The sequence below is a fragment of the Actinacidiphila cocklensis genome, from assembly GCF_907177275.1.
GTDB classification, from domain to species: Bacteria; Actinomycetota; Actinomycetes; order Streptomycetales; family Streptomycetaceae; genus Actinacidiphila; species Actinacidiphila cocklensis.
On record NZ_CAJSLV010000059.1, the window covers coordinates 137,266 to 156,422 of the forward strand.

Sequence of the window (19,157 nt, forward strand, 5' to 3'; positions counted from 1 at the left end):
ACGGTCACGGTTCACGGTGGAATCCCTCCACGAGCGAGTCGACGGTCGCCCGGACCGCCGTCATCCGCGTCTCCACGGGTGCGTGGGGATTCCATTCCCCGGCCGCGAGTCTACGGACGGCCTCCCCGGCCACGTGGCCGGCCTCCAGGCACGCGATGTCGCCGGCCGTGCACTCGTACCCGGCCGTCTTCATGCTCGCGACGTCCCGCCGCACCGCGGCGGCGATCGACCCCCGGGGATGCGGAACAGAAGGCGCAGAAGGGGCGGATGTGGCGGAAGCGACGAATTCCCTCTTCCTGCACACGAAGACCGAGTCGAGGATCGAGGAGTTCGTCCCCGCGATGTGCAGGGACGCGGCCATCTCCGCGGGCGCGGGCAGAACGGCCGTGCAGGTGAATCCGGCGTCCAGCATCGCCACCACCAGCGGCACGTACGCTGCGGCGTCGTTGTGGTGGTAGGTGAAGGCGAAGGGGGCGCCGCGCTTCATCGCCCCCGACATCCGGACGAAGACCTCGCTCAGCCCGCGGGTGAAGGTGTCGAGCCCGCGCCCCAGCGTGCGGTTCCCGGTCAGCTCGAACGCGGTCCGCGTCGACTCCCGGCGGAACGGCTCGACCTCGTCGGCCAGTATTCTGCGCAGCCAGACGAAGCAGAAGTCCATCAGCTCCGCGTACTGGACGTTGTCGAAATACGGCGGGTCGGTGAAGACCGCGTCCAGGCTCTCCGCGCGCAGGTCCAGGGCGTGGGAGGGGGAGCAGTTCAGCCAGGCCGCCCGGTCGGCGGGACGCGGTTCCGCCGACACGACGGCCGCCTCGATGGACTCCCCCGGCGTCGGCACGAGCTTCTTGGCCCCGCGGTTGTGCGTCGTCTCGTACGGTGCCTGCGCGTATTTCTTCGCCTTGGCGAACTTCTCCACGAAGTGGATGAAGGAGCCCGACCCGACCCGCGGAATGCCGGGAAGGTTGTTCTCGCACGCGACCAGGCCGACCGGATAGCCGTGCACCGAGAAGATGTCCTGGCACTTCAGCGCGTAGGTGTCGTAGCGGCACAGGAGGTTCTGGTAGCGCAGGAAGTCGCTGAAGACCGTGGCCAGCGCGTGCCGCATGCGCCGGTCCCCGACGTTCCTGATGATGTCGGCCAGGATGCCGAGGCCGAACTGCTGGCGGCTGCTGAACAGCTCCCGGTAGTGCGAGTACCCCCACCGGTGCAGGCGGTTGGTCTCGTCGCCCTCGGGGATGGACTCGTCGGGGATCAGATCGGAGACCGGGGAGGCCGCCCGCAGTTCGTCGGCCTGCCGGAGCCTGCGGTGGTCGTCGCCGTCCGGGCTCTTGAACTGGCGGCCCGGCGTGCTCGCGTAGCAGTGGGAGCACTGGTACTCGATCGCGAAAAGCCGGTGCTGCGGCGGTCCGCCCATTTCCTTCAGGTGGGCGAACTCGGTCCCGCAGTCGAGGCAGACCGTCTTGCCGCGCCGGGTGTTCCCCTGCGACAGGTCGAGCCCGCACGAGGCGCAGGCCTTCTTGTCGCCCTTCGCGAATTCCTGCAGGACGTCGCAGGCGGGGCAGGTGAAGACCTCTTTCGGGTGCCGGACGGACTCGGCCACCCGGTAACCGGGGAAGAGCGACGTCAGGCCGCCGCATCCCGGGCACGCGCACGTCTTGACCCAGAGGAAGTACTTGACGTCCGCTTCCCTGTCACAGGATGTGCAGGCGGTTTTGTAGAGTTCGCCGACCCGGGAATTCAGCTCGTCGAAGACCTGGCGGCCCGCCGCACGGAATGCGTCGAGGTCGATCGGGTCCACGGCCTGCCGCACCAGCCAGTAGGCCATGGGGTTGATGTCGCAGCCCACCGCGCTGGCGCCGACCCGCAGGGACTCGAAAATCGTCGTCCCGCCGCCCATGAACGGATCGGCGACCACCCCGTCGAAGCGGTTTCCCTCCCAGTACGCCTCCTGGAGTTCCTTTTCCGCGAATTCGGAGAGGATCAGGCTGCGGAAAACACTTCCCGGGCGCCGGGCGAACCACTTGTGAATGCTGATGATGGGGCGGTACGACTGCTGGACCTGCTTCTCGCGCATTGCGAGTGCCGCCACGAAAGGGGCGTCGAATCGGCGCTCCAGACGGAAAGCCCCTTCGCCGTCCCCAGGTGCAGGCTCGGGGGTCTGAGCATCGGCGAAGGAGAGTTGCATCCCACCAGCATGTCATGCGGGGCGCTACGGCCAGGTTCCGTGCCCCTGGCCGTACGCCGCGCTTTCCGGGACCGGGCTCAGACGGTGCGCTCCAGGCGGGTGGCCATCAGTTTGACGAAACGCGCCGGGTCGGGGAGTTCGCCGCCCTCGGCCAGCAGCGCCAGGCTGTGCAGGAGCTCCGCGGACTCGGCCAGCTCGGGAGCCGCCGGGTCCGCCGCGTGGCCGCGGTTGAGCGCGGTCACCAGGGGGTGGGCCGGGTTGAGTTCGAGGATGCGCTTGGGGTGCGGGATCTCCTGGCCCATCGCGCGGTAGAGGTTCTCCAGCGCCGGGGTCACGTCGTAGGTGTCGGAGACGATGCAGGCGGGCGAGACGGTCAGCCGGGAGGAGAGGCGCACCTCCTTGACGTGCTCGGTCAGCCGCTCCGCCATCCAGGTCAGCAGGCCCGCGTACTCCTCCTGCTGCTTCTCGCGCTCGGTCCCCGCCTGCTCCTTCTCCTCCTCGCTGCCGAGGTCGACGTCGCCCTTGGCGACCGAGCGGAACTCCCGGCCGTCGAACTGCGGGGCGGTGTCGACCCACACCTCGTCGACGGGGTCGGTGAGCAGCAGCACCTCGATGCCGCGGGCCTGGAAGGCCTCCATGTGCGGGGAGTTCTCGATGGCCTGGCGCGACTCGCCGGTCAGGTAGTAGATGTGCTCCTGGCCCTCCTTCATCCGCTCCACGTACTGCGCCAGCCCCGTCGGCTGATCCTTGTCGTGGGTGGTGGCGAAGGAGGACACCCCGAGGATGGCGTCGCGGTTCTCGGTGTCGCCGAGCAGGCCCTCCTTCAGGACGCGGCCGAACTCCCGCCAGAAGGTGGCGTAGCGCTCGGGGTGCGCGGACCTCATGTCCTTCACCGTCGAGAGCACCTTCTTGGCCAGCCTGCGGTGCATGAGCTGGATCTGCCGGTCCTGCTGCAGGATCTCCCGGGACACGTTCAGCGACAGGTCCTGCGCGTCCACCACGCCCTTGACGAAGCGCAGGTACGACGGCATCAGCGCTTCGCAGTCGTCCATGATGAACACCCGCTTCACGTACAGCTGCACGCCGCGCTTGTAACCCTGGACGAAGAGGTCCTGGGGCGCGTGGGCGGGGATGAACAGCAGCGCCTGGTACTCGAAGGTGCCTTCCGCGTGCAGCCGGATGGTCTCCAGCGGGTCGGTCCAGTCGTGGCTGATGTGCTTGTACAGCTCGTGGTACTCGTCCTCGCCGACCTCGTCGCGGGAGCGCGCCCACAGGGCCTTCATCGAGTTGAGGGTCTCGGGGCCGGCGGGCTCGGCGTCGTCCGCGCCGGCGTCGTCGGCCTCCGCGGTCGGCGCCGCGGCCATCCGGATCGGCCAGGTGATGAAGTCCGAGTAGCGCTTGACGATCTCCCTGAGCTTCCACGGCGAGGTGTAGTCGTGCAGCCGGTCCTCGGTGTCCTCCGGCTTGAGCCGCAGCGTGATCGCGGTGCCCTGCGGGGCGTCGTCCACGGTCTCCACCGTGTACGTGCCCTCGCCGCTCGACGTCCAGCGGGTGCCCTGGCTCTCGCCCGCCCGCCGGGTCAGCAGCGTCACCTCGTCGGCGACCATGAAGCTGGAGTAGAACCCGACGCCGAACTGGCCGATCAGGCCCTGCGCCGGGGCCGCCGCGTCGCCGGACTCCTTCAGCTCCCGCAGGAAGGCCGCCGTACCCGAGTTCGCGATCGTCCCGATCAGCTCGACGACCTCGTCGCGCGACATGCCGACGCCGTTGTCCCGCACGGTCAGCGTGCGGGCCTGCGGGTCGGCGTCCAGGGCGATGTGGAGGTCGGACACGTCCGCGCCGAGCGCGTCGTCGCGGAGCGCTTCGAGCCGCAGCTTGTCCAGCGCGTCGGAGGAGTTGGAGATCAACTCGCGCAGGAACACGTCCTTGTTGGAGTAGATCGAGTGGATCATCATCTGCAGAAGCTGGCGGGCTTCCACCTGGAACTCGAACGTCTCGGTCGCCATGGTCCGTTGGTCCTTCTGGTCCTTCTCCGGGTCACGAGGCCGCCGGGTCACGGGGGGTGACGTGGCGACGGTGTGACGGGTGACAGTTACTGACCGCAGCACTTTAGATCACCCCCGTGCTCAGCGGCGGGGCCTTCGCAGGGTGACCAGCTCGGCGAGCTCCCCGTCGCTCAGGTCGCACAGCGCCGCCTCGCCGTCCCCCGCGCCCAGCACGGCGTCGGCGAGTTCGCGCTTGCCGCGCAGCATCTCCGCGACCCGGTCCTCCACCGTCCCCTCGGCGATCAGCCGGTGCACCTGCACGGGACGGGTCTGGCCGATCCGGTACGCCCGGTCGGTGGCCTGGTCCTCGACCGCCGGATTCCACCAGCGGTCGTAGTGGATGACGTGCCCGGCGCGGGTCAGGTTCAGGCCCGTGCCGGCCGCCTTCAGCGACAGCAGGAACACCCGCGGGCCGCCCGCCTGGAAGTCGTCGACCAGCCGCTCGCGGCGCCCGACCGGGGTGCCGCCGTGCAGGAAGGCGGTGCCGACGCCCCGGGCGGCCAGGTGGCGTTCGATCAGCCGTCCCATCGACACGTACTGGGTGAAGACCAGGGCCGAGTCGTCCTCGGCGAGGACGGTGTCCAGCAGGTCGTCCAGCAGCGCCAGCTTGCCCGAGCGGCCCGGCAGTTTCGCGCCCGCGGGCTCTTTGAGGAACTGCGCCGGGTGGTTGCAGACCTGCTTCAGGCCGGTGAGCAGCCTCATCACCAGGCCGCGCCGGGCCATGCCCTCGCTGCCCTCGATCTCGGCCATCTGCTCGCGGACCAGGGCCTCGTAGAGGGCGACCTGCTCCCTGGTGAGGGAGACCGGCCGGTCGGTCTCGGTCTTGGGCGGCAGCTCCGGCGCGATGCCCGGGTCGGACTTGCGGCGGCGCAGCATGAAGGGGCGTACGAGGGCGGCCAGTTGCGCGGCCGCGCGGGTGTCCCGGTCGCCCTCGACGGCCCGTGCGTAGCGGTCGCGGAAGGACGGGAGGCTGCCGAGCAGGCCCGGGGTGGTCCAGTCGAGGACGGCCCACAGCTCGGTGAGGTTGTTCTCGACCGGGGTGCCGGTCAGCGCGACGCGGCCGCCTGAGGGGATCGCGCGCAGCGCCTGCGCGGTGCGGGAGTGCGGGTTCTTGGCGTGCTGGGCCTCGTCGGCGACCAGCAGGCCCCAGGGGTGGGCCGCGGCCAGGAGGTCGGCGTCGCGGCGCATCGTCCCGTACGTGGTCAGGACGAAGCCGCCGCCGTCCGTCCCTGCCAGGTCGCGGCCCGGGCCGTGGAAGCGGTGCACGGGGGCGGCGGGGGCGAAACGGCGGATCTCGCGCTCCCAGTTGCCCAGCAGCGAGGCCGGGCAGACCACCAGGGCCGGGCCCGCGGTGGCCGCGTGCTCCTGGCGGCGCAGGTGCAGCGCGATGAGGGTGACCGTCTTGCCGAGGCCCATGTCGTCGGCCAGGCAGCCGCCGAGGCCCAGGGAGGTCATCCGGTGCAGCCAGTCCAGGCCGCGGAGCTGGTAGTCCCGCAGGGTTCCGGCGAGTGCCTGCGGCGGGCCTTGGCGGGAGCCGGGCTCGCCACCCGGCTCGGTGATACGTGCCCGCAGCTCGGCCAGCACGCCGCCGGCCGTGACCGGCACCCGCTCGCCGCCGTCCAGCTCGACGCCGCCGGTCAGCGCCGCACGCAGGGCGTCGATCGCGGTCAGCGGCGGCCGGCGGCGGCGCAGGCGGCGTACCAGCTCGTGGTCCACGACCACCCAATGGTCCCGCAGCCGCACCAGCGGCTGGTGCGTGTGCACCAGGCGCTCCAGCTCCCCCGCGGTGAGTTCCTGCTCGCCGAGCGCGACCCGCCAGCGGAAGCCCAGCACGCTGCCGGAGGACAGGAAGGTCTCGGCGGAGGACCGCGGTGCCTCGCGCACCGGCTCGACCACTCCCGTGGCGGTCAGGCCACGCACCAGGTCCCTGGGCCAGTGCACGGCGATCCCGGCGGCGGCCAGGCGCGTCGCCGCCAGGCCCAGCAGGGCGGTCGCCTCGTCGCCGGACAGCTCCAGCTCGGCCGGGTCCTGCGCGCTCAGCAGCCGGCCGGCCGGCGGCCATACGCGGGCGGCGCGGCGCAGCGCGGTCGCGACGTCGGTACGGGCGTGCGGGCCGAACAGTTCCGGCGCCGCGGCGGTGCCCGCCCACAGGCGGGCGGCGTCGGTGAGGGCCGCGGGGTCGGCCACGCTCGCCAGCTGGACGACCGCGCGGAAGGTCTGCTCCTCCGTGGGCTCGACGCGCAGGGAGATCGTCACGCCGGGGGCGGGCGGGGGCGGTGGGGCTTGCGGGGCGGGCGCGGGCCTCGCCGGCACCGCCGACCGCGCCGGCCGCGCCGGTTGCCGGGTGGGCGCCGTACGGGTGAGCGCGTCCGCCACCGCGTCCAGGAAGGCCCGCAGCAGCGGTTCCGGCTCGGCCGGTACCGTCGTTCGCGCCTCGGGCGGCATGGCTGCGGCGAGCGCGTCAAGCCGGTCGCGGTCGGCGCCCTCCAGCGGACCGGCCCGCCAGCCGCCCGCCTCCGCACCCGCGGGTTGCACCTGCCCGCGGGCGAGCAGGCTCAGCCCCATCGTGGCCGCGGCGCCCCAGAAGGCCGTACCGGCCGACGCGCGCCCCGCGGTGCCGAGGGATCGGCAGCGGGTCAGCACTTGGAGCGCGTGCTCGACGGGAAGCAGGACGGCCCGCACGGGCCGTACGGAGCCGGCGACCTCCAGGTCCTCCGGCGCCACCCCGACATCGGGCGGCTCCCCGCCCGGCGTCCAGAACGCGATGCGCCCCTGGCGGGGCGGGTCGGCGGGCAGGAACCCCGCTTCTCCCGCGGCGAGCACGGGCAGCGCGGCGATCACCCGCGCCCGGTCGACCGGGGTGCCGGCCTGGCCGCCTGCCCCCTCCCACGACCGCACCGCCACCTGCCCGCACCCTCTCCCGGCCGTTCGCCCACTCCTCCCCGCAGGCTATCCGCCTGCACGGACACCCTCCTTCCCCGCTCGCGGAAGCCCCGCGCACCCACCACCGGCCGGTGGCCGGAAGACGACAGCGATTGCCCCTCCGGGGCCGGTGACGACGTGCAGCCCGTCGACTGCCGGCCGCGCAGTTCCCCGCGCCCCTCACAGGCACCCCCGCGCCAGGGGAGCCCACCCGACCACCGCCCCCGGCCGAAGGCGCCCAGGAGGGCGACCGCCAGGGGCGCGGGGGACGCCACCGGCGGCTGAGGATCGGCTCGGCCAGTTCTGCCGGAACGCAGACCTCGGCAGCACCACCACGGACCGAGCGGCCGCTCCATCACGTGCAGGATGGTGTCCGGAAGGGCGCACTGGCAGTACTGAGCACGACCGGGCGGCGAGCCGGGCGGCGGCGTACGAGCGTCAGCCCGCCGCGGGGGAGGTGCGCAGCCGCGGGTCGGTGATGCCGCCGGGGCACTCGCGGGTGCGCTCCCAGTGGGTCAGCTCGGCTCCCGCACGGTAGGCGCTGTCGAGGAAGCGGAGCGTGGTGTCCCAGGGGTCGGCGGCGGCGCGGGCGTCGTCGTACATCAGCAGCGCGATGTGGCTGCCGCGGGCCTCGGACCACCGGGCGGCGTCCGGGTACAGCGGGCGGTCGGCCAGGCCGGGCGGTTCGGGGGCGGTGTAGGAGTAGAAGGCGGGCGCGGGCACGGTGTCGTCGCCGAACCAGAAGCCCGCGCTGATCACCTCGCGCGAGTACGCCTCCCGGGTGACCGGGTCGGCGCCGGCGGGCGGGGTGATCTCGCGCTCGGAGAAGCGGGTCACCGCGATGTCGAAGGTGTGCCAGAAGTGGTGGACCGGGCTGGTCTTGCCGGAGAAGCCGGCCGCGTACCGCTCCAGCAGCAGGTCGACCTGGCTGAGGATGTGCCAGTAGCGGGTGACCGCGGCGGTGTCGTAGCTGCGGTGCTCGTGGTCCTCGGCGAAGGGCCGGCGCGCGTCGGGAAGGTCGTACGGGTACGGGTGCTCCGGTTCCGCGTCGATGTCGAGCGCGACCAGGGCGGTGACGGTGTCCCGGTAGAAGTCGGCGACCGACCGGCCGGCCAGCGGGAAGGACACCTGCCGGCCGGCCAGCGTCCGCACCACGAGCCGGTGGGCGACGAAGTCGAAGTCGATGCAGAAGGAGTCCCCGCCGCGGACGGGTCCCATCGGGCGGGTCGTGACGCCCTGCCCGGTGAGATGGAACGGGACGTTCCACCAGTGGTTGCTGCGGGGGCTACCGGCCAGCCGGATCTTGCCGACGATCTGCAGGAAGCGGTGCAGCGTCTCCTTGGTGTCCCGCCAGTCCTCCAGCGGCAGCGGGGGGAAGACGTCCACGTCGCTCTCGCTCTCCAGGGTCGTCCGTCGGCCTGTGCTCTGCGGCCCATCGTGCGTGCCCCGCGGACCGCCCGCCAGCGGTGGCCGCCGTACGGGGTACCCGCCGCCCGCGGGGTGCCTGAAATACCCAGGCGCCGGGGCCTGGGCGCGGGCTATCGTCGGGGCATGGTCCTGCACCTCCCGGTGCGCAGGCCGCGGATACTTCTTTGGCGAATCGCCCTCGGGCGAGCGGGGGTCGATCCCCGCGGGCCGCAGCCGACCTGATCTCGGGAGGCACAGCCGTCGTCCGCCCCGCGCCCGCGGGGCGGACGACCCGGGCTGCGCTCTCCCTTCACGCCATGTGCGGCTTGCCGCGAGGGGGAGATTTCGCATGGCCCGTTTCAACATCCGCCGCGTCCGCGCGGCCGCCGCGTCGCCGGTGCGGACCACCGGGGAGCGGGTGGCGACCGCGGAGGGGGCGGCCGGCTACCGGCGCGACGCCAGGTCGGAGCTGTTCCTGCTGGCCGTCGCCAACCTCGTCGGGACCGACACCTTCTACGAGAAGGGCGGCGACCGCGACGACCGTTTCACCACCCTCGTACGGCAGTTGGCCGTCGAGGACCCGGAGTGGACGGCCGGGCTGCTGGGCTGGCTGCGCGGGGAGGGCAACCTGCGGACCGCGGCGATCGTCGGCGCCGCCGAGTTCGTGCACGCGCGGCTGGCGGCGGACGAGCCGCCGGCGGACGGCGGCCGGGTCGGCAACCGGGCGGTCGTCGCCTCGGTGCTGCTCCGGGCCGACGAGCCGGGCGAGCTGCTGGCGTACTGGATGTCGCGCTACGGGCGGGCTGTGCCCAAGCCGGTCAAGCGCGGTGTCGCCGACGCGGTCCGCGCGCTCTACACGGAGAAGGCACTGCTCAAGTACGACTCCGCCGCGTCGGCCTTCCGCTTCGGCGACGTCCTGGAACTGGTGCACGCGGCGCCGAAGGCGCCCTGGCAGGGCGAGCTGTTCCGGCACGCCATCGACCGCCGGCACGGCCGGGACGGCGAGATCCCCGAGCAGCTCGGCGTGCTCAGGGAGCGGGCCACGCTGCTGGCGGAACCGGTCGAGCGGCGGCGGGAGTTGGTGCGCTCAGGCGCCACCGGGCGGGACCGGCTCGCGGCCGCCGGGATGACCTGGGAGTCGCTGGCCGGCTGGCTCCAGGGGCCGATGGACGCGGCGGCCTGGGAGGCGGCGATCCCCTCGATGGGCGTCTTCGCGCTGGCCCGCAACCTGCGCAACTTCGACCGCGCGGGCGTGGGCGACGACGTCGCCGAGGAGGTGGCGCGGCGGCTGTCCGACCCGCAGGAGATCGCCCGCTCCCGGATGCTGCCCTTCCGCCTCTGGGCCGCGTACAAGCACACCGACTCGCTGCGCTGGGCGCACGCGCTGGACAGGGCGCTGAATCTGACGCTGTCCAACGTGCCTGCGCTGAGCGGCCGTTCGCTGATCCTGGTGGACCGATCGCCGTCGATGTTCCCCGGCTACGCCTTCTCGACGCCGAACGGCTCGGACATCCCGCTGGCCGAGCAGGCGGCGGTGTTCGGCGCGGCACTCGCGGTACGGGCGCAGGCGCCGACGCTGGTCGAGTTCGGCATACGCAACAAGGTCGTCCGGGTGCCCAAGGGCGGCAGCGTGCTCCGGCTGGTCGAGGCGTTCGGGCGGCACGACGGCACGGACATCCCGTCGGCGATCACGGCGCACTTCGACGGCCACGACCGGGTGATCGTGGTCACCGACGAGCAGACCAGGCCGGGTTGGTTCCCGTCCAACGCCGCGGCGCACGGCGGCATGCCGGCGACCGAGGTCGACGCGCTCGTACCGAAGGACGTACCGGTCTACATGTGGAACATGGCCGGCTACGTCGCCGGCGCGGCCCCCTCGGGCCACGACCGCCGGCACACCTTCGGCGGGCTCACCGACCACGCGTTCCGGATGATCCCGCTGCTGGAGTCCGGCCGCAGTGCCGACTGGCCCTGGCTGCAGGCCCGTTCCTGAGGGCTGCCACACTGCGGCCATGGGGTGGAGACGGCCGGTGGAGTACGGGTACGTGGGGACGGTCGCGGTTCTCGCGGCCACGGGCGCGGTGCGCCAGGACGGGCACTACTACCTGGCCGCGATCGTCCTGGCACTGCCGTGCGGCATCGCCGCTGTGGTGGCGGTCTACGGCGGTTACGCGCTGCTGTCCGGCGTCGGCGGGCTGTTCGCCTCCCGCACGGTCGCCGACGGCAGTGACGCCGGGTGGCTGACGGCGGGCAGCGGAACGCTGAACGTGGCGGTGCTGACCGCCGCCGCGATCGGCAACGTCGTCCTTCTCGGGCGGCGTCGCAGGAGCTGAACGTGCGACCGCTCCGGCACGCGGGTGCGTACCGGAGCGGCCGGAACGGCGGGCCTGCGCGGGATCAGGTGCCGTAGACCTGGAACTCCCACAGCGAGTAGCCGTACTGCGTGGTGCGGGCGGTGCCGTTCATCCGGACGTAGCGGCCGGTGCCGGTGACCGGGATGGTCTGGTTGCCGCCGGTGCTGGTCGTGGTGCTGTAGACGGTGGTCCAGTTGGTGCCGTCGGGCGAGGTCTGGATCTGGTAGGACTTGCCCGCCGCGGTCTCCCAGTTGAGGACGACCTGGCTGACGGTGTGGCTCGCGCCGAGGTCGACCTGCAGCCACTGCGGGTCGGTGAAGGCGCTCGACCAGCGGGTGCCGGCGTTGCCGTCCACCGCCATCGGGGCGGTGAAGCTCGCGTTCTCCGAGGACGACGCGGTCGCGGTCCTCCCCTGCGAGAGCAGGGTCGCCGGGCCGCCGCCGGGGTCGCCGCCGGACGACGGGCTGCCGTACAGGGCGAGTTCGTACAGCGAGTCGCCGTACTGCGAGGATCTGGCCGTGGCGTAGACCCTGACGTAGCGGGCCGTCGCCGACAGGTTGGTGTCCTGGATGTCGGCCGGGCTGTTGTTGTTGCTGTAGACGGTGGTCCAGTTGGTGCCGTCGGTGGACGTCTGCAACTGGTAGGCGGACGCCGCCGCCTCCCAGGTCAAGGTGGCGTGGTTGAGGTTGTAGTTCTGGCCGAGGTCGACCTGCAGCCACTGCGGGTCGGAGAAGCCGCTGGACCAGCGGGTGGTGATGTCGCCGTCGGTGGCGTTGGACGCCGGGAAGGTCGCGCTCTCGTTGGACGAGGACGTGGTCGGCTTGCCCTTGGCGATGTCGGCGCCGTGGTCGGGCGACTTGTTGTAGACGGCCACGTAGTCGATGTTCATCTGGCCGCCGGAGACGGTGGCGGCGTTGGGGCCGCCGCCGAAGGCCGCGGGGAAGCCGCCGCCGATCGCCAGGTCGAAGATGATGTAGAAGCTGTGGTCGACCGCGTTGGCCCAGGCCGCCGCGTCCACCTGGTTGGAGCTGAGCGTGAAGTAGTTGGCGCCGTCCAGGTACCAGCGGATCTGCTCGGGCGAGGTCGAGCGGTCGACCTCCACCGCGTAGGTGTGGTAGCCGGTCTGGCAGCCGGAGCAGGCGCGCTCGCCGCTGCCGACGCCGCTGGTCTCGTTGCAGGGGCCGCCGGAGCCGACACCGCAGTGCAGGGTGCCGAAGACGGAGCTGCGGCCGTTGATGTCCTCCAGGATGTCGACCTCGCCGGACCCGGGCCACGGCACCCCGACCCGCAGCGGTGAGCCGAGCATCCAGAACGCCGGCCAGTAGCCGGCGCCGTTGGCGGTGGTCACGTCGGGCTGCTGGATCGACGCCTGCATCCGCACGACGCCGCCCGGCTGGGCGCCGAAGCCGTCGGCCTGCGTCTCGACCCGGCCCGAGGTCCAGTTGGCGGCCGGGTCGGTGCCGGTGTGCAGGGCCTTGAGCACCAGGTGGCCGCTGCCGTCCTGGTAGACGTTGGACGTGCTGTTGGTCATCGTCTCGATCTCGCCGGTCCCGAAGGTCCAGCCGGCGCCGGCGTCGTAGCGCCACGTGTCCGTGTTCAGCCCGGTGTTGGCGGCACCGCTGAAGTCGTCGCTCCAGGTGGTGGTGAAGCCGGCCGGCGCGGCGGGCACCGCCGCGGGCTGGACGGCGGCGGGTTGCGCGGCAGCCGGGGCCGCGCCTGCGGAACCGGCGGACACCGAGGCCGTCGCCTGGCCGGAACCGGCCAGTGTGACGGCCGCCACAGCCGTCGCGGCCAGCAGCCCGACCCCGAACCGCCTGAGCGGCCCGCGGCCCGGCGGCCTCAATCGCTTGCCTCTGATCGACATGCGGTCGTACTCCTTCTCCTGTGGGGGGCGGTACCGCAACTGGCCTTGCCGCGGTACCGGGTTGGGGAGGTGAGAGCGCTCTCAGGAGAGTCTTCCCCTGCCGTCCGCACTGTCAAGGGACCCGGCAACGTTTACGGAACTTAGACGCGGCCCTGGACATCGGGCGGGCGCGAAGGCGCCCGGGAGCGGCGCCGCGGGCGGTCCTGCGGGGGCGCGAGGGGGCTCCCAGGTGGTCGGGGGAGGACCGCCAAAGGCACCCCGGGTGAACGGCGCCGGGGAACGTGACGTATCAGTCATGTAATAGCCGCAACCGCGGACCCCGGATGCGCTCTCCTAGAGTGCGACCTTTGCGGAAATGGGGAGACACGAGTGATGACGGAGCAGACGGCGGCCGACACCGCCACCTGGGCGGGGCGCCGGGGCGTACGGGGGGCACGCGGCAGGAGGGGGCTCATGGCGCTCGCCCTGGGCGCCGTCCTGCTCGGCGCCGCGGCGTGCGGGGGCAACGCGGACGCGCATTCCAGCGCGCAGGACGGTAAGAACGGGGCCTCGTCGAGCGGCGCGGCCACGGCCGACGGCTCGCAGGCGACGGTCAGCGTGCTGCCCAAGGACGGTGCCACCGGCGTGGACACCTCGGGCGCGCTGAAGGTGTCGGCCGCCAAGGGCAAGCTGACCAAGGTCGCCGTGACGGCCAAGGACGGCACCCCGGTCGACGGCGCGATATCCGCCGACGGGTCCAGCTGGACGCCGAAGGGCGCGCTGCGCACCCACACCACCTACGCGGTCACCGCCACCGCCACGGACGCCGACGGCAAGGCGGCGAGCGAGCAGTCGTCGTTCACCACGCTGACGCCGGCGTCGACGGCCACCAACTACGGGATCTTCAACGTCGACCAGGGTGCGACGTACGGCGTGGGCATGGAGGTGTCGATCCGCTTCAACAAGGCGGTCACCAACCAGGCCGACGTCCGCCACGCGATCACCGTCACCGCCGAGCCCAGCGTCCCGGTCGAGGGCCACTGGTTCAGCTCGCAGCGCATCGACTTCCGGCCCGCTAACTACTGGAAGCCCGGGACGAAGGTCACGCTGCACCTCAAGCTCGACGGCGTGAAGACGTCCAAGACGTCCTACGGCGCCCAGTACAAGGACGTGACCTTCACCATCGGCCGCTCGCAGACGTCTGTCGCCGACAACAAGACGAAGATGCTGACGATCTACCGTGACGGCGCGGTCTACAAGACCTTCCCCACCAGCCTCGGTGACGCCCAGCACACCACCTACAACGGCAAGATGGTCATCGAGAGCAAGGAACCGGTCGTGGACATGGACTCCCAGTCCGTGGGACTGGGCAACGCCTACCGCATCAAGGACGTCCCGCACGGCATGCGGCTGTCGGACTCCGGCACCTACACCCACGGCAACTACTGGCGCCCCGTGTCCACCTTCGGCCACGAGAACACCAGCCACGGCTGCGTCGGCCTGCACGACGTCAAGGGCGGCGGCGACCCGAACACCCCAGCCGCCTGGTTCTACAACCACTCGATGATCGGCGACGTCGTCCAGGTCGTGAACTCCCCGGACAAGGTGATCCAGCCCGACAACGGCATCAACGGCTGGAACATGGACTGGTCCCAGTGGGTCGAGCACTGATCCGCACGCTCTGACCTCTCCCACACCGTGCACGCCGCAGGCCCCGACCGCTTCCACCGCGGTCGGGGCCTGCGGCTTCCCGCCGGACCCTCCCGGTGATCGCGGCCGGACTCGCCCTCGGGCAGGCAGTGGGTGGGGGTGAAATGCTGTCGTCGTCCCGGTAGGATTCCTTGTGCGGCCGGGCCAAGCCCGGCGCAATCCACAAGAGGTGCACGTGCCCCCTGAACCCCCGCCGCGGGCCGCCGACCGGCTGGACGACGACGACTACCCGGCGTACACGATGGGCCGCGCCGCGGAGATGATCGGCGCCACCCCGAGCTTCCTGCGTGCCATCGGCGAGGCGCGGCTGATCACCCCGCTGCGGTCCGAGGGCGGTCACCGCCGCTACTCCCGCTACCAGCTGCGGATCGCCGCCCGCGCCCGTGAGCTGGTCGACTCCGGTACCCCGGTCGAGGCCGCGTGCCGGATCGTCATCCTGGAGGACCAGCTGGAGGAGGCCCGGCGGCTCAACGAGGAGATGCGCGGCCGGCTGCCGGCCGGCGACGACTCGGCGGACCCCGACGCCTGAGGATTTCTGTCCCCGCCACGGCAGAAATCATCGGAACCCCCGCAGAGGGTTTATGGAGCGGCGGGCTCAGCGAAATTCGTTCCCGTGCCCGCCCGGTTGCGCCGTGCTACGGTGGAACCAGTTGCAGTCGTGGTTCCCAAAGCTTTGACTCCGGTGCTTTTCTCCGGACGGGGTAATCATCTCGGCGACACCGGGTTTGCGCAGTGCGAGCCCGGCGGCATTGCCCCAAGGAGAATTAAGTAACATGGCTACTGGCACCGTGAAGTGGTTCAACTCGGAAAAGGGCTTCGGCTTCATCGAGCAGGACGGCGGCGGCGCCGACGTCTTCGCCCACTACTCCAACATCGCTGCCTCCGGCTTCCGTGAGCTGCAGGAAGGCCAGAAGGTGACCTTCGACGTCACCCAGGGCCAGAAGGGTCCGCAGGCCGAGAACATCGTTCCCGCCTGACGCACCCCGCATCAGCACAACCGGGTCCGCACCTTCGGGTGCGGACCCGGGTTCGTGTTCCGGCCCGTTCCTGCAATTCCCCGCGCACGGCCAGAACACGGCCGGCGGCACCCGGGAATTCCTCGATACGCGCCGCATCGAGGAAAGGCTTGTATGACTCGCCAGGCTCGCGACAGCGAACGATATTCCAGGACATCGCGCGGCACGCGCGGATCGGCCGGCTCCGGCGGCGGAAGCCGTACGCCGGGCCGCGGCGGCGGTGGCGGTGGCGGCCGCAGCGGTGGGCCGCAGCGGCAGGGCACCCGTCCCGGTGCCGCCCGGCAGGGTGAATTCGCCATGCCGGTCACGATCACTCCGGCACTGCCCGCGGTCGCGGGCTTCGCCGAGCTGCCGATACCCCAGCCGGTACTGAACGCGCTCACCGCCCAGGGCGTGACCGAGCCGTTCCCGATCCAGGCCGCCACGCTCCCCAACACCCTCGTCGGGCGCGACGTGCTCGGCAGGGGACGTACCGGCTCGGGCAAGACGCTGGCCTTCGGGCTCGCGCTGCTGATCCGCACCGCGCAGGTCGGCCGGCGCGCGGAGCCGCGCCGCCCGCTCGGCCTGGTCCTGGTCCCGACCAGGGAACTGGCCCAGCAGGTCACCGACGCCCTCACCCCGTACGCCCGCCCGCTGCAGCTGCGGCTCACCACCGTGGTCGGCGGCATGTCCATCGGCCGGCAGGCGATGGCGCTGCGGCGCGGCGCCGAGATCGTGGTCGCCACGCCCGGGCGGCTGGCCGACCTGATCGAACGCGGCGACTGCCGGCTCGACGAGGTCGGCATCACGGTGCTCGACGAGGCCGACCAGATGGCCGACATGGGCTTCATGCCGCAGGTCACCAAGCTGCTGGACCAGGTGCGCCCGCAGGGGCAGCGGATGCTGTTCTCCGCCACCCTGGACCGCAACGTCGACCTGCTGGTCAGGCGCTATCTGAACGACCCGGTCGTGCACTCGGTCGATCCGGCGGCCGGCGCGGTCACCACCATGACGCACCACGTGCTGCACGTGCACGACGCCGACAAGTACGCCACCACCACCGAGATCGCCGCGCGCGACGGGCGGGTGCTGCTCTTCCTGGACACCAAGCACGCGGTGGACCGGCTCACCACGCACCTGCTCAACAGCGGGGTGCGGGCCGCGGCCCTGCACGGCGGCAAGTCCCAGCCGCAGCGCACCAGGACGCTGGCCCGCTTCAAGACCGGTGACGTCACCGCGCTGGTCGCCACGAACGTCGCGGCCCGCGGTATCCACATCGACGACCTCGACCTGGTCGTCAACATCGATCCGCCCAGCGACCACAAGGACTACCTGCACCGGGGCGGCCGGACCGCCCGCGCGGGCGAGTCGGGCAGCGTGGTCACGCTGGTGCTGCCGCACCAGCGGCGGGAGATGGCGCGGCTCATGGCCGCGGCGGGCATCACCCCCGAGGTCACCCAGGTGCGCTCCGGTGAGGCCGAGCTGTCGCGCATCACCGGTGCGCAGGCGCCGTCCGGCATCCCGGTGCCCGTGACGCCGGCGCCCTCCTCCCCCGGGTCCGCCGGGTCCCCCCGGTCGCGGTACGGGCGCCGGCCCGCACGCCGCAGGTCCTGAACGTCCCCCTTCTCGCACACTGCGGAGGCATCATGCGCTGCGTCATCGCCCACTTCTCCTTCGACCTCGTCAAGGAGGAGGTCGAGAAGTCCATGAGCGGCATCAAGCCCGAGCCGGTCACCGACGCCTCGGTGACCATCGGCCGCAAGCAGTACCCCGTCAAGCAGGTCGGGGCGATCATCACCCGTCAGGACCGGCGCGACTTCACGACCACGGAGATCGTCCGCGCCCTGACCCGGCTGGGCTTCACCTGCCACCCGGCGCCTGCGCCGACGCTCTGACGAGTTCGCGCAGGTCGGTGAAGAAGCGGGTGTGGGCCGCGGCGGCGGACTCGTCCGTGAGGTCCATGCCCTGGATGAAGCCGTGCGGGAGCCCGGCTTCGCGGCGCAGGCGTACGGGGACGCCTGCGGCCGCGAGCCGCTCGGCGTAGGCCTCGCCCTCGTCGCGCAGCGCGTCGTGCTCCGCGGTGACGACCAGCGCGGGCGGCAGGCCCGCCAGGTCGGGGGCGTGCAGCGGGCTCGCGGCGGCGCGGGCGGCGGGGTCGGGGACGTAGGAGGCGGCGAAGAAGGCCAGCGTGTCGGCGTCCAGGCCGTATCCGGTGCCCTTCTCGGTGATCGAGGGCCGGCTGAGGGTGAGGTCGGTGTTGGGGCAGATCAGGGCCTGGAGGCCGGGCAGCGGGCCGCCCGCGTCCCGGAGCGCCAGGCAGGCCGCCGCGGCGAGGAAGCCGCCGGCGCTGTCCCCGGCGACCGCGTCCGGCCGCGCCCAGGCCAGGACGGCGACGGCGTCGTCCAGCGCGGCGGGGTGCGGGTGCTCGGGGGCGAGGCGGTAGTCGACGGCCAGCACGTCGACGTCGCAGGCGCGGGCGATACGGCGGCAGGTGCGGTCGTGGGTGTCCAGGTCGCAGAAGACGAAGCCGCCGCCGTGCAGGAAGACCAGCAGCGGCAGACCCGGGCCGCCGGGCCGGTAGCGCCGCAGCGGCACCCCGCCGGGCCCGGCGAGGTCCTCGACGGACGCCAGCTCCGGCCCCTTGGGACGGGTCAGGCGCCGCTCGCGCGCACCGTCGCGCAACTGGGTCAGCAGGTCGGGCTGCGGCATGTGCGTCAACTCTCCGACGGGGCCGGTCAGGGGGCTGTCAGGGTACGACACCGGGCACCGGCCTCCGCAGGCCCCGGCAACAGCTGGTCCTCGCCCTAGCATCCGTAGCAGCACGGATTCCGCACTTACGAGGAGTGGACGCACGATGAGTGGCGAGCTGCAGGGCAGGACCGCCGTGGTCACCGGGGCGAGCAAGGGGATCGGGCTGGCCGTGGTGGCGGCGCTCGCGGGGGCGGGCGCGCGGGTGCTCGCGGGGTCGCGGGGGACCTCGGCGGAGCTGGACGCGCTGGTCGCGGGCGGCGGCGTCGAGTGGGTACGGGCCGACCTGGCGGATCCGGCGGCGGCCGGGCGGCTGGTGGACGCGGCCGGCGGGCGGGTCGACGTGCTGGTCAACAACGTGGGCACCGCCCCGGTCCGCACCGGCGGCTTCCTGTCGGTCACCGACGAGGAGTGGCAGCGGACGGTCGACCTGAACCTGCTGGCCGCGGTGCGGGTCACCCGGGCCGCGCTGCCGCTGATGCTGGAGGCCGGCAGCGGCTCCGTGGTGACGGTCGCGTCGGTCAACGCGACGCTGCCCGACCCGATGGTCATCGACTACAGCGCGGGCAAGGCGGCGCTGGTCGCCTTCTCCAAGGCGCTGTCGAAGGAGGTCGGGCCGAAGGGCGTGCGGCTCAACACGGTGAGCCCCGGGCCGGTGGAGACCGACCTGTGGCTGGGCAGCGGGGGTGTGGCGGCGACGGTGTCGGCGGCCTCGGGCGGCGCGGCCAAGGACGTCATCGAGCAGACCTCGCAGGGGATGCCGACCGGCCGCTTCTCCCGCCCCGCGGAGGTCGCGGACCTGGTGCTCTTCCTGGCCGGCGACCGCGCCGCCAACATCACCGGCAGCGACTTCACGATCGACGGCGGCTTCATCCCGACCTGGTGAGCTCCTGCCTGGTGATCCCCGGCCTGGTGAGCGGCGTCCCGGTGAGCGGCGTCCCGGCCTGCTGA

The 19,157-nt window shown here is 72.3% G+C and carries 14 protein-coding genes; 8 read left to right on the forward strand and 6 right to left on the reverse strand.

What is annotated here, in order from left to right; all coding sequences use genetic code 11:
* Window positions 1-4: 4 nt before the first annotated feature.
* The 4 genes from NFU81_RS19835 to NFU81_RS19850 form a co-directional block, all read right to left on the reverse strand.
* The gene (locus NFU81_RS19835; RefSeq protein ID WP_251491741.1) at window positions 5-2,086 is read right to left on the reverse strand and encodes a hypothetical protein; all 2,082 of its coding nucleotides are present in this window, start codon (window positions 2,084-2,086) and stop codon (window positions 5-7) included.
* Window positions 2,087-2,259: 173 nt separating this feature from the next.
* On the reverse strand, window positions 2,260-4,188 hold the full coding sequence (htpG, locus tag NFU81_RS19840; protein WP_251491742.1) for a molecular chaperone HtpG: 1,929 nt from the start codon (window positions 4,186-4,188) through the stop codon (window positions 2,260-2,262).
* Window positions 4,189-4,308: 120 nt separating this feature from the next.
* Complete coding sequence (locus NFU81_RS19845) at window positions 4,309-7,131, reverse strand: DEAD/DEAH box helicase (RefSeq protein WP_422665233.1); 2,823 nt, start codon at window positions 7,129-7,131, stop codon at window positions 4,309-4,311.
* A 456-nt stretch (window positions 7,132-7,587) separates the two neighbouring features.
* On the reverse strand, window positions 7,588-8,535 hold the full coding sequence (locus tag NFU81_RS19850) for a DUF5996 family protein (RefSeq protein WP_251491743.1): 948 nt from the start codon (window positions 8,533-8,535) through the stop codon (window positions 7,588-7,590).
* Window positions 8,536-8,905: 370 nt separating this feature from the next.
* Between NFU81_RS19850 and NFU81_RS19855 the strand changes: the two genes are divergently transcribed.
* Together NFU81_RS19855 and NFU81_RS19860 are read left to right on the forward strand one after the other, a co-directional pair.
* Window positions 8,906-10,549 (forward strand): TROVE domain-containing protein, encoded by a 1,644-nt coding sequence (locus tag NFU81_RS19855; RefSeq protein ID WP_251491744.1) that lies wholly within the window; start codon window positions 8,906-8,908, stop codon window positions 10,547-10,549.
* A gap of 19 nt (window positions 10,550-10,568) precedes the next feature.
* A complete protein-coding gene (locus NFU81_RS19860) occupies window positions 10,569-10,889 on the forward strand; it encodes a hypothetical protein (protein WP_251491745.1) in 321 nt (106 codons plus the stop codon).
* A gap of 64 nt (window positions 10,890-10,953) precedes the next feature.
* Here the strand turns inward: NFU81_RS19860 and NFU81_RS19865 are convergent, their stop codons facing one another.
* Complete coding sequence (locus NFU81_RS19865) at window positions 10,954-12,774, reverse strand: galactose-binding domain-containing protein (RefSeq protein ID WP_251491746.1); 1,821 nt, start codon at window positions 12,772-12,774, stop codon at window positions 10,954-10,956.
* Between the two features lie 372 nt (window positions 12,775-13,146).
* On the opposite strand from NFU81_RS19865, the gene NFU81_RS19870 reads away from it, so the two are divergent.
* From NFU81_RS19870 to NFU81_RS19890, 5 genes are all read left to right on the forward strand, one after another.
* Window positions 13,147-14,424: a L,D-transpeptidase gene (locus NFU81_RS19870; RefSeq protein ID WP_422665234.1), complete on the forward strand. Its 1,278-nt coding sequence runs from the start codon at window positions 13,147-13,149 to the stop codon at window positions 14,422-14,424.
* Between the two features lie 214 nt (window positions 14,425-14,638).
* Complete coding sequence (locus tag NFU81_RS19875; RefSeq protein WP_251491750.1) at window positions 14,639-14,992, forward strand: MerR family transcriptional regulator; 354 nt, start codon at window positions 14,639-14,641, stop codon at window positions 14,990-14,992.
* A 244-nt stretch (window positions 14,993-15,236) separates the two neighbouring features.
* A complete protein-coding gene (locus NFU81_RS19880) occupies window positions 15,237-15,440 on the forward strand; it encodes a cold-shock protein (protein ID WP_010063087.1) in 204 nt (67 codons plus the stop codon).
* Window positions 15,441-15,593: 153 nt separating this feature from the next.
* Window positions 15,594-17,072, forward strand: coding sequence for a DEAD/DEAH box helicase (locus tag NFU81_RS19885; RefSeq protein WP_251491752.1), 1,479 nt, complete (start codon window positions 15,594-15,596; stop codon window positions 17,070-17,072).
* 32 nt (window positions 17,073-17,104) lie between these two features.
* Window positions 17,105-17,353: an SCO5918 family protein gene (locus NFU81_RS19890; protein ID WP_251491754.1), complete on the forward strand. Its 249-nt coding sequence runs from the start codon at window positions 17,105-17,107 to the stop codon at window positions 17,351-17,353.
* Here NFU81_RS19890 and NFU81_RS19895 read toward each other — a convergent pair.
* Entirely contained in the window at window positions 17,319-18,167 is an 849-nt protein-coding gene (locus NFU81_RS19895; RefSeq protein WP_251491756.1) for an alpha/beta hydrolase, read from the reverse strand. The two genes, NFU81_RS19890 and NFU81_RS19895, sit on opposite strands and share 35 nt — an antisense overlap.
* A 145-nt stretch (window positions 18,168-18,312) precedes the next feature.
* On the opposite strand from NFU81_RS19895, the gene NFU81_RS19900 reads away from it, so the two are divergent.
* Complete coding sequence (locus NFU81_RS19900; protein WP_251491758.1) at window positions 18,313-19,092, forward strand: oxidoreductase; 780 nt, start codon at window positions 18,313-18,315, stop codon at window positions 19,090-19,092.
* Window positions 19,093-19,157: the final 65 nt, after the last annotated feature.